This is a genomic window from Dellaglioa sp. CoH-55-MRSF-7, assembly GCF_056782235.1.
In genome coordinates, this window is the sequence record NZ_JBXAYI010000004.1 from 141,883 (window position 1) to 152,407 (window position 10,525).

General features: G+C 35.6%; 10 protein-coding genes and 1 pseudogene. 3 read left to right on the forward strand and 8 right to left on the reverse strand.

All coding sequences use genetic code 11. The annotated features are described in order from the left end of the window. Positions 1-13: 13 nt before the first annotated feature. The 5 genes and pseudogenes from glyA to AC1RPU_RS05865 form a co-directional block, all read right to left on the reverse strand. Positions 14-1,276 carry a serine hydroxymethyltransferase gene (gene glyA / locus AC1RPU_RS05845; RefSeq protein WP_481761720.1) on the reverse strand — a complete coding sequence of 421 codons (1,263 nt, stop codon included), beginning with the start codon at positions 1,274-1,276 and terminating at the stop codon, positions 14-16. 33 nt (positions 1,277-1,309) lie between these two features. After that, positions 1,310-2,293 (reverse strand): annotated as a pseudogene (locus AC1RPU_RS05850) (L-threonylcarbamoyladenylate synthase); the annotation flags it as partial. 16 nt (positions 2,294-2,309) lie between these two features. Beyond that, entirely contained in the window at positions 2,310-3,155 is an 846-nt protein-coding gene (gene prmC, locus AC1RPU_RS05855; RefSeq protein ID WP_481761636.1) for a peptide chain release factor N(5)-glutamine methyltransferase, read from the reverse strand. Beyond that, a complete protein-coding gene (prfA, locus tag AC1RPU_RS05860) occupies positions 3,148-4,233 on the reverse strand; it encodes a peptide chain release factor 1 (protein ID WP_409022299.1) in 1,086 nt (361 codons plus the stop codon). The genes prmC and prfA overlap by 8 nt, the downstream gene beginning before the upstream one ends. Before the next feature lie 45 nt (positions 4,234-4,278). Next, positions 4,279-4,860 carry a thymidine kinase gene (locus AC1RPU_RS05865; RefSeq protein ID WP_409022298.1) on the reverse strand — a complete coding sequence of 194 codons (582 nt, stop codon included), beginning with the start codon at positions 4,858-4,860 and terminating at the stop codon, positions 4,279-4,281. A 213-nt stretch (positions 4,861-5,073) separates the two neighbouring features. Between AC1RPU_RS05865 and AC1RPU_RS05870 the strand changes: the two genes are divergently transcribed. Next, positions 5,074-6,420: a MurT ligase domain-containing protein gene (locus AC1RPU_RS05870; protein WP_481761635.1), complete on the forward strand. Its 1,347-nt coding sequence runs from the start codon at positions 5,074-5,076 to the stop codon at positions 6,418-6,420. A gap of 2 nt (positions 6,421-6,422) precedes the next feature. After that, a complete protein-coding gene (locus tag AC1RPU_RS05875) occupies positions 6,423-7,130 on the forward strand; it encodes a type 1 glutamine amidotransferase (RefSeq protein ID WP_409022296.1) in 708 nt (235 codons plus the stop codon). Positions 7,131-7,183: 53 nt separating this feature from the next. Here AC1RPU_RS05875 and manA read toward each other — a convergent pair whose 3' ends face one another. From manA to AC1RPU_RS05890, 3 genes are all read right to left on the reverse strand, one after another. Next, complete coding sequence (gene manA, locus AC1RPU_RS05880; RefSeq protein ID WP_481761634.1) at positions 7,184-8,149, reverse strand: mannose-6-phosphate isomerase, class I; 966 nt, start codon at positions 8,147-8,149, stop codon at positions 7,184-7,186. Positions 8,150-8,225: 76 nt separating this feature from the next. Then, the gene (locus tag AC1RPU_RS05885) at positions 8,226-9,236 is read right to left on the reverse strand and encodes a serine hydrolase domain-containing protein (protein ID WP_481761633.1); all 1,011 of its coding nucleotides are present in this window, start codon (positions 9,234-9,236) and stop codon (positions 8,226-8,228) included. Between the two features lie 6 nt (positions 9,237-9,242). Further along, entirely contained in the window at positions 9,243-9,896 is a 654-nt protein-coding gene (locus tag AC1RPU_RS05890) for a histidine phosphatase family protein (protein ID WP_409022293.1), read from the reverse strand. Between the two features lie 189 nt (positions 9,897-10,085). Between AC1RPU_RS05890 and AC1RPU_RS05895 the strand changes: the two genes are divergently transcribed. After that, entirely contained in the window at positions 10,086-10,424 is a 339-nt protein-coding gene (locus AC1RPU_RS05895) for a hypothetical protein (RefSeq protein WP_481761632.1), read from the forward strand. Positions 10,425-10,525: the final 101 nt, after the last annotated feature.

Consider the following 10,525-nt stretch of genomic DNA (forward strand, 5'->3'; position numbering starts at 1 on the left):
TAAAATACTAGTCTTAAACGTATTTAATTTGTGAAATAGGATGCTTTTTAGATAATGCTAAAACTTGCGAACCAATTTCGGCTAATTTATCGTCATCATCGTGAAATTGAATTGCGTATAGAATTAGAATTGCAATCACTTTTACGTCTTCGCTGTCAAACCCACGAGTAGAAATTGCTGGCGTTCCAATTCGAATTCCAGACGTTTTAAATGGGCTCAATGATTCATTTGGAATTGTATTTTTATTCACAGTAATATGAACACGATCTAATAAGTTTTGAACTTCTTTTCCATTTAACCCAGAAGGTGTTACATCTAAGTTCATTAAGTGATTATCAGTTCCACCAGAAATAACTCTCACTAAATCTGACTGTGCAAATACGCCAGCCATTGCTTGTGAATTCTGAACAACTTGATACATATACGCCGTAAATGCTGGTTGCGCTGCCTCATAGAATGCTGCCGCTTTCCCAGCAATTACGTGTTCAAGTGGGCCACCCTGTGTACCAGGGAAAACTGCCGAGTTTAGTTTTTTAGCATATTTTTCTTTAGCAAGAATCATTCCACCACGAGGGCCACGTAACGTTTTATGCGTTGTTGTCGTAACAACATCAGCTACATCTACGGGATTTGGATGCAGTCCAGTAGCTACAAGACCAGCAATATGAGCCATATCTACCATTAAATAGGCGCCAACTTCATCAGCGATTGCTCTAAATTTTGTAAAGTCGATCATTCGACTATAAGCTGAGGCTCCAGCAATAATCATTTTAGGTTTTTCTTTAAGTGCTATCTCTCGAATAGCATCATAATTTAAACGTTCTGTTTTAGAATCAACACCATAACTAACAAAATTGTACAATTCACCTGAGAAATTTACTGGTGAACCATGCGTTAAATGTCCACCATCGTTTAATTTCATTCCTAAAATCTTATCTTGAGGTTCTAAAAATGCCTGGTAAACGGCCATATTAGCTTGTGAACCAGAATGTGGTTGTACATTGGCATATTCAGCATGGAATAGTGCCTTAGCACGATCAATAGCTAATTGTTCAACTACATCAATATACTCACAACCACCGTAGTAACGCTTATTAGGATACCCTTCAGCATACTTATTGGTTAACACGCTACCTTGTGCAGCACGTACAGCATCAGAAACGATATTTTCAGACGCAATTAATTCAATATTGTCCTCTTGGCGTTTTTCTTCATGAGCGATTGCATCCCACAATTCTTTATCCTGTTGTTTATATTTCACTTTTTCAGCATCCATAAGTTCAACAATATTTTGGCTACTTGCTGCTTTTTCAAGACGGTTCATGTAAGCAACACCCAATCCCTTTTTATCAAACCCTTCAACTAAAATCATTTGAACATTAGGGTTGTCATCGAAGTAGCGTAAACCGTCAAAAAGTGATTGGCTTGCTGATTCAATTGTTTTTCCTAAAGAAGAATAGCCACTATTCTTAGGTATCTGATCCGTATCAATTTGACCTTCTTTTGCCATTAATCCGATTGCAATATCTTGTTTAGCGACCCAGTCTAAAATATCTGACCAATTTTGTGTTGAATCAACAATCACAACTTGTGCTCTTGGTGCATAATGTCGATACTTCATCCCAGGTGCTTTTGGCGTTTCTCCTTCGGCAACTTCATGTGTATCATCACTAACGTGTCCAATTACATCCTCAATTTGTGACTGAGTAACTGCTCCAGGTCTCAAAATTGTTGGTTCATCTGTACTCATGTCTAAGACAGTTGACTCCACCCCTACTTTTGTTTGCCCATCATCAATGATACCAGCAATTTTACCATTCAAATCATGAGCAACATGTTCTGCCATTGTTGGACTAGGTTTACCTGAAGTATTAGCTGAAGGGCCAACAATTGGAACGCCCGACTTAATAATAAAATCTAATGTAACTTTGTTATCTGGCATTCTAAAGGCTGCAGTTTCTAAACCGCCTGTAACAGTCTTTGAAAGAGCTCCTGCTTTTAATTTAAGGATAAGCGTCAATGAACCCGGCCAAAATGTTTTAATTAACTTTTCCACATTGGCAGTAAGTGGTTGTGCATATTCCCGAACTGTCTCTACATCGGCAACGTGTACGATTAGTGGATTATCACTTGGTCGACCTTTTGCAGCATACACTTGTTTGACTGCCTCTTCATTTGTCGCATCGGCACCCAATCCGTACACTGTTTCAGTTGGGAATGCGATCAATTGTCCTTGCTTTAATAACTCTGCAGCAGTTTCTATTTCATTAGGTTGATAAATAATTGTTTCCATTAACTCAACACCCCTTTTATAATTTTGCGTGAATCATTCTTTGATTATCAAAACTATCTTTTTTTCCTTCTATTAAAACTGCATTTTCAAATGCGTTTGTTAACATCTTTATCACGGCGTTTTCTTGTTGATACCCTATTTCAAAGAAAATATCTCTTGGTTTTTGCGTGAAGCGAGCCACCTCTTCTATCATTCTTCGATACAAGATTAGACCATTTTCAGCTGCAAATAATGCGACTTGCGGTTCATGTTCAATCACACTTTTATCCATCACATCTCGCTCATTTTCGGCAATGTATGGTGGATTAGACACGATGACATCCACTTTCAATTCATGAATAGGTTCTGTTAAATCTCCAATCAAAAATGTTACATCAACTTGCTGTGCTTGTGCATTTTTTTTGGCAACCGTAATTGCTTCTTTAGAAATATCACTTGCAAAGATTTGCCAATTTGGTCGCTGTTGTTTTAAAGCAATCGCAATTGCTCCAGAACCGGTTCCAATATCAGCAATTACCAACTTCTCATTAGCAGGCAATGTCTCCAACATCCATTCTACCAATTCTTCCGTCTCAGGTCTCGGAATAAGGGTTGCTTCGGTCACTTTCAATTGCATACCAAAAAAGTAGGCATGACCAATAATGTATTGTGCCGGCATTCCATCACAAAATTGCTGAATATCTATCTGATATTGTTGCCACTCATTTTTTGGCATTTTTGTTTGATAATTCATTAATAAATCAGTCGTTGACCAGCTTAGTCGCTCTAATAATAACCACTGACCACTTTCAACTTCTAACTTATGTTCCTCTATACACAAAGAAGCCCATTTCAAGGCTTCATAGTAGGTTGGATTAGTCATTTTCTTGCAACTTTTCCATTTTTTGTGTTTGATCATATAAAATCAATGAATCGATTACTTCTTCAAGTTCACCATTCATAACACGATCTAATTTATTCAATGATAATCCAATTCGATGATCAGTCACACGATTTTGAGGGAAATTATAAGTTCTAATTCGTTCTGAACGGTCCCCTGATCCAACAGCTGATTTTCTATTTTCATTGTAAGCACTTTGTTCTTGTTGTGAATAGAAATCATAAACTCGAGCCTTCAAAATTTTCATAGCTTTTTCACGATTTTGTTGTTGTGAACGTTCATCTTGCATAGCTACAACAATGTTTGTTGGTAAATGGGTCATTCGGACAGCAGATGATGTCTTATTAACATGTTGTCCACCGGCACCAGAAGAACGATAAACATCCGTTCTAATATCTTTTGCATCAATTTCAATTTCAACATCTTCTGCTTCAGGCATAACACCTACTGTTGCAGTAGAAGTATGCACACGTCCAGCTGATTCTGTTGATGGAATTCGTTGAACTCGATGTGCACCACTTTCATATTTCAGCTTAGAAAAGACACTATCACCATTAATCAACAGGACAATTTCTTTAAAACCACCGACTTCAGTCACATTTTTATCCACAATTTCAACAGTCCAACCTTGCTTCTCAGCGTATTTAGAATACATTGAGAATAAATCTGCAGCAAATAAACTAGCTTCATCCCCACCGGCAGCGCCGTGAATTTCCATGATAATATTTTTATCATCATTAGGATCCTTAGGAATTAATAGTACCTTAATTTCTTCTTCTAAAGCTGCTTTTGCTTTCTTTGCGTCAGATAATTCTTCTTTAGCCATTTCAGCCATTTCAGAATCTAAATTTTCGCCTAGCATTTCTTCAGCATCTGCAAGTTCTTGAACAACAACTTTATATTGGCGATATTTCTCAACTGTTTCGCGGATACTTGCCATTTCTTTTGATAATTCCATAAACCGATTATTATTTGAAATAATCTCAGGATCAGACAATAATTCGCCTAATTCTTCATAGCGATCATCAACTGATTGTAATTGATCATACATTTCATCCATTTTATATTGTCTCCTCTTAATTCTTTATCTTTCTAGTCTATCTGATTATTGTAATTGTGTCATCAACGGATTGTTATAATGTTTACGACATACTGGATAATAATCTTCATTACCACCTATTAAAATTTGTTCGCCAGCATATACAGGTTTACCATCATGAATACGTAAATTCATGATGGCCTTTTTATGACAAAACCAGCAAATTGTTTTCATTTCTTCAATCTTGTCAGCATATAATAATAAATATTTTGATCCTTCAAACAATTCGTTTTTAAAATCATTCTTTAACCCAAAAGCCATAACTGGAATATTTAATTCATCCACAATTTTAGCTAATTGAATAATATGTGCTTGTTTTAGAAATTGTGATTCGTCTATTAAAACACAAGCAGCATTTGAATTAGTCTGTTGAACTAAATCAAAGACATTTGTTTCTTCAAAAATAGGTGTCGCCTCACGTTTCAATCCAATTCGACTTGAAACAAATCCAACACCATCCCTGTCATCCACACCACTTGTTAAAATAATAACTGATTTATTTTGTTCTTCATAATTATGCGCAACTTTTAAGATTTCAATTGTCTTACCACTATTCATTGCACCGTATTTAAAAAATAATTGCGCCATAATAAACCTCTTCTGTTTTTCAGATTTCCGTCTTTAAGTATATCCGATTTAAGCTTGGATTTCATTAAATAAAAATTTTTTCTTAATATTAGGCATTTTATATGTAGAATTTTGTAATTATGCTATTATAGACATAATATAAATTCAGTAAAGTAGGCTATGACGTGGATTCTATCCTATGTAGTCAATTTTCTGTAAACGGAGGATATTTTAATGACGATAAAAAGCTCAATAGCAACTGTCGCAGGGAAATCATCATATTGGTTTTTGCACACCTTTCTAAAAGGTGGTAGCTCTCTACCCGGCAAAATAACTGCCGCGTTAGATCCAGAAATTTTAAAAACATTAGGTGCTAATTATGACGTTATTGTCATCACTGGAACCAACGGTAAAACCTTAACAACCGCCTTAACAGTTAAGGTTTTAGGTGCTAAATATGACCATATCTTAACAAACTCTGCTGGATCAAATATGGAACAAGGTATTATCACAGCATTTCTAACGGATAAGCGCAAAAAAAATGAGCGTCCTCTTGCTGTTCTTGAGGTTGATGAAGCAAATGTCATTAAAGTAACCCAATACATCACGCCTAAAGCATTTGTTCTAACAAATATTTTCCGTGATCAAATGGACCGCTACGGTGAAATTTATACAACTTACAAAAAAATTATTGATGGGATTAAATTAGCACCCAATGCAACAATTATTGCAAATGGTGATGCACCCATTTTCCATTCAATTGAATTACCAAATCCTTTTGTTTTCTACGGTTTTAATCATGAAGAGGAAACAGAAAGTTTAGCACCTACGAATACTGATGGGATTCTTTGTCCAGTTTGTCAACATATCTTACATTATAAAACCCGTACGTATGCTAATCTCGGGAAATATTATTGTCCAAACTGTCATTTTAGTCGTCCAAAATTAGACTACCAATTAACATCACTTTTAGAACAAACACCCACATCATCTCACTTTATAGTTGATGGACAACCCATGGAAATTCATGTCGGCGGTTTATATAACATCTACAACGCCCTTGCTGCTTATGCAGTTGGTCGTGTCTTCAATGTTGGTCCTGCAACAATTAGTAATACATTAAGTGAAGACGATGAGCAAGTCTTTGGTCGACAAGAAGTCATCCATGTTGAAGACAAAGACATTACCTTAGTTTTAGTTAAAAATCCAGTTGGCCTCGATCAGGTACTAGATATGATTGCAACAGATACAGAACCATTCTCGTTGGCCTTCTTATTAAATGCAAATTACGCAGATGGTATTGATACCAGTTGGATTTGGGATGGGAATTTCGAACAATTAACACAAATGAACATTCCTCAATTCATGACGGGTGGTGAACGTTATAAAGATGTTTCATTCCGTTTTAAGGTCGCTGGTGTCAAAGATGAACAATTAATTAAAGAACCTGACATTGCTAAAGTTATCGAACAACTTAAAACCTTCCCCACAAAACATATTTACGTTTTAGCCACTTATACAGCTGTTTTACAGTTACGTAAATCACTCGCTAATGATGGTTATATCAAGGAGGGCATGTAATAATGGCAAAATATCATTTAAACGTCGCCCATTTATATGGTGACTTATTAAATACTTATGGTGATGTTGGTAACCTATTGGTGTTAGAATATTATGCCAAGCAAATGGATACTGACTTACAAACTGAAGTCATCAGTTTAGATCAACCTTTTGACAAAGATCATTTTGACTTAACTTTCTTTGGTGGTGGACAAGATTTCGAACAAAAAATTGTCTCAAAAGATATTCAAGACAAAAAAGAGGCCTTAACCGACTATATTGAAGATAACGGTCCCCTCCTCGCAATTTGTGGCGGTTACCAATTACTTGGTCAATATTATGTCGGTGCTGATGGTGAAAAAATTCCTGGCATTGGTGCAATGAGTCATTATACAGAGACACAAGATGACAATCGTTTTATCGGAGATATTACGATTCAAAATGAAGATACCGGTGAAACTTACCATGGTTTTGAAAATCATAACGGGATGACCTTCCTCGGTAAAGATGAACGACCACTTGGTAAAGTGTTAAAAGGTAAAGGTAATAATGGTAGTGATGCTTCAGAAGGTGTCATTTACAAAAACGTTTTTGGTTCATATTTCCATGGCCCAATCTTAACAAGAAATGGTGAATTAGCTAAACGTCTACTACTGCTTGCGTTGCATCGTAAATATCCAGATGTTGATTTTAGTCAACAAGAAGCACTCGTTATCGAACCAACATTTTAGTAAAAAAATAAAGATTCAAACAATAGTATATTATTGTTTGAATCTTTATTTTTTTATGCTTTTTCTCCAGGTTCTGATGCAATAATTTGCATATCACCTGTAATTGTCCATTCTTTAACTTCGTTTGGTAAAATAAAATGCATACCCATTTTTAAATCATATATTTTATCATCGACTTTAATCTGACCTTCACCTTTTAAAACTGAAACAAGAGTATAAGGTGCGACTGTTCTTTTAAAATTTGCTGATCCGTTTGAAATCAACCATTCATAAACACTAAAGAATGGTGTTTTAACAAAGGTTGTTACTTTGGCATCCCCGACCATTTTTGTTTGAATATCGAGTTCAGGAACTTTATTAGGCACATTAGTAACATCAATCGATTGTTGAATATGCAAGTCACGCTTCTTACCCGTTGTTGCATCCACACGGTCAAAATCGTAAACACGATATGTTGTATCACTACTTTGTTGCGTTTCAAGGACCATCACACCAGAACCAATGGCATGAATTGTACCACTAGGAACATAAAAGAAATCTCCCGCTTTAACAGGTACATGCGTAAATAAATCATCCCATCTTTCGTCATGAATCATTTCCGCTAATTCTTCACGTGTTTTAGCATGGTGCCCATAAATAAGTTCTGCCCCAGGTTCGGCTGAAATAACATACCAACATTCTGTTTTACCAAGTTCATGCTCATGTTGCATTGCATAAGTATCATCCGGATGTACTTGAACTGATAAATCTTGATTAGCATCTAAAATTTTAGTTAGAAGTGGAAAAACATCCCCTTTAGCATTACCAAAAACTTCACGATTTGAATCCCAGACTTCATTCAATGTTTTGCCAGCAAATGGACCATTCAAAACAGTACTTGGGCCATGTGAGTGTGCGGAAATAGCCCAAAGTTCACCAGTATGATTACTTGGAATATCATATCCAAAGACCGTTTTAAGATGATCACCACCCCAAATTTTTTCTTGTAATACAGGTTTTAAGAATAAAGGTTCTGTCATTAGTTGCTCTCTCCTTCGTTAAACATATTATTGGTTTATTTTATCATAAGCGGTTACATTTTTGAATGTTAATCGGTTACAATCCAGCTTTTTCCGTTAAAAAGCTTTCTATAATTTCATCTCGTTTTACCAAATAGAGACTATTATCACTCGTCGGATGTACCCTATTCGTTAAGACAACCAACCCGTCTTGCATGGATTGATCCATTATTATAAATGTTCCTGTATAACCAGTATGATAGACAGATAAGCAATCGCCATCTCCACGAAGATCCCAGCCAAGTGAACGACCCAAGCTTCTTGTAGGTGTTTGATCTGAGAATAACATTTGCGTCGTCTCCGGCCGTAATACTGGACGTTCAGGACCATCTGACATAAACCACTGCATAAATCGTAATAAGTCGGATACAGTGGAAAATAACCCTGCCGATCCACAATGTTCTTTTAAAATCCGTGCTTTGGGGTCATGAACAATACCCTTTAAAAGACCTAAGTCAGGAATAATCTCAGTTGGAACACTTCTTGAGATATTTGGACTAAAAGTACTATCAGTTAATCCTAAGGGATTTAAGACTTCTTGCTGCAATGCTTGCTGAACAGGAATTTTTAAAATACTTTCAATAATATATCCTAAAAAAATTAGTCCGATATCACTATAAATAACTTTTTTTCCAAGATTTTCACCATTACTTAGTCCGAATAGTGCTTGTTTTAAATCTGGTTCCGATAATTGATTTCGATTTTTAATATACCCTTGAAAATCTGCCGTATGCGTCAACATATGCCGTAAAGTCACCCGTTCGTCCTGATAATTTGGTAGGTATTTTTTTACGGAATCATCAACATTCAAACGACCCTCTTCTTGTAATTTTAAAATAAGAGTTGTTGTTCCTATCACTTTAGTTAGTGATGCAACGTCGTAAAGTGCATTGTCAGCTAATTGTTCAGTTTCAGGGACTAATTGCGAATATCCCAAATAGTTTTGATTGCTAATTGTATTATGATGGATAACCCCATATGAAGCACCAGGAACAATACCATCATTAACTAACTGTCGAATTTTATTTATCGTTTTAGGATATAGCAATCGTAATCACCCCTTTTGATTAATCTTCACAATTGTAAATTTACCTTTTTTAAAATCAACGTTACTAACACTAGCATTCTTCAAGAGCATCGTTGGAAGTTGATTTTTTTCTAAGCTGTCGATAAAACTTGATAACACAAGACCATGAGACACAATTAAAATATTTCCTCCCTGCGTCTGGTACTGATTCCCAATATCCGTTAATGTATCAATTATTCGACTAGTCATCTTATCATATGTTTCAGCTTGGCTAGTTCCTTCAAGCTCTGCGAACATATTTACTAAGTTTCTAAAGCGATTATGCCCTAAAACGGCCTGACTCACTTTAAAAAAACCAAATTTTTTAACAAGCATTGGAATTAAATCTTTATTTTTCATCTCTTCTAGTCGACCAAAATCGACTTCTCGAAGTCCTCTTAATGGTTGAAATTCAAACGAAGAGTCATGCTTTTCAAGAATAAAGTCCGCAGTATCTTGCGTTCGTTTTAAGTCACTTGTGTACACGGCTTCAAAATAGACATCTTTTAATTGTGTTCCCAAATTTCTAGCTGCCTCTCGCCCCTTGTGTGTCAGACGAGAATTAGTCACGCCTTGTAGCCTCTTTAATCTGTTCAATCGTGTTTGACCATGTCTTACTAAATAAAAATGAACTGTCTTCATCGCCTGCACCTCCATAAAATGGTTTATATTTGTACCTTCAAGTATACGCTACCATTAAGATTTTACCTAAGTAAAAACCTAAAATATATTTTTAAATTTAGTCTGTCTACGACTATAATAAAATAAATCAAAACATTTTCGTTTAAATTGGTATAATGAAGTAAATCATTTAGATGGGGAGTGTCACTTATGGCTAGTAATTCAGATTCTATATTCTTCGTCTTATCTTATGTCAGACGACATCCAGAAGACGTTTTCTTTTCACGCTTGACCTATACTAATTCAATAACCCTCGTCATACCAGGAAGCGTCAAAGTAGCTGATGCTGATATTTATTTTTTACCAGATAAACTAACTGTTAATCGTCTCACTGATGATTTCGTTTCAAAACACGGTGATTTATTAGATTACTTTAACGATAAATTAGATCATTCCATCCCTGACTATATGGACGTCTGGGTAACAACCGTGTATCTGACACATCATGATAAATATTTAATTGAACTTTCATTTGAACAAAATGTCTAAACAAAAAAGTGATTAAGCAGGTTCTGAAGTGAACCCCAAAAGTTGGAGTAAATATTAAGCGATCATCTGGTCGGTATGTTTTCGATATTCAATCGGAGACA

Bases quoted from the DNA above. Each gene is read 5' to 3' on its own strand.
- glyA (WP_481761720.1), bottom strand. From the start codon at position 1,276: ATGGATGCTGAAAAAGTGAAATATAAACAACAGGATAAAGAATTGTGG.
- prmC (WP_481761636.1), bottom strand. From the start codon at position 3,155: ATGACTAATCCAACCTACTATGAAGCCTTGAAATGGGCTTCTTTGTGT.
- prfA (WP_409022299.1), bottom strand. From the start codon at position 4,233: ATGGATGAAATGTATGATCAATTACAATCAGTTGATGATCGCTATGAA.
- AC1RPU_RS05865 (WP_409022298.1), bottom strand. From the start codon at position 4,860: ATGGCGCAATTATTTTTTAAATACGGTGCAATGAATAGTGGTAAGACA.
- AC1RPU_RS05870 (WP_481761635.1), top strand. From the start codon at position 5,074: ATGACGATAAAAAGCTCAATAGCAACTGTCGCAGGGAAATCATCATAT.
- AC1RPU_RS05875 (WP_409022296.1), top strand. From the start codon at position 6,423: ATGGCAAAATATCATTTAAACGTCGCCCATTTATATGGTGACTTATTA.
- manA (WP_481761634.1), bottom strand. From the start codon at position 8,149: ATGACAGAACCTTTATTCTTAAAACCTGTATTACAAGAAAAAATTTGG.
- AC1RPU_RS05890 (WP_409022293.1), bottom strand. From the start codon at position 9,896: ATGAAGACAGTTCATTTTTATTTAGTAAGACATGGTCAAACACGATTG.
- AC1RPU_RS05895 (WP_481761632.1), top strand. From the start codon at position 10,086: ATGGCTAGTAATTCAGATTCTATATTCTTCGTCTTATCTTATGTCAGA.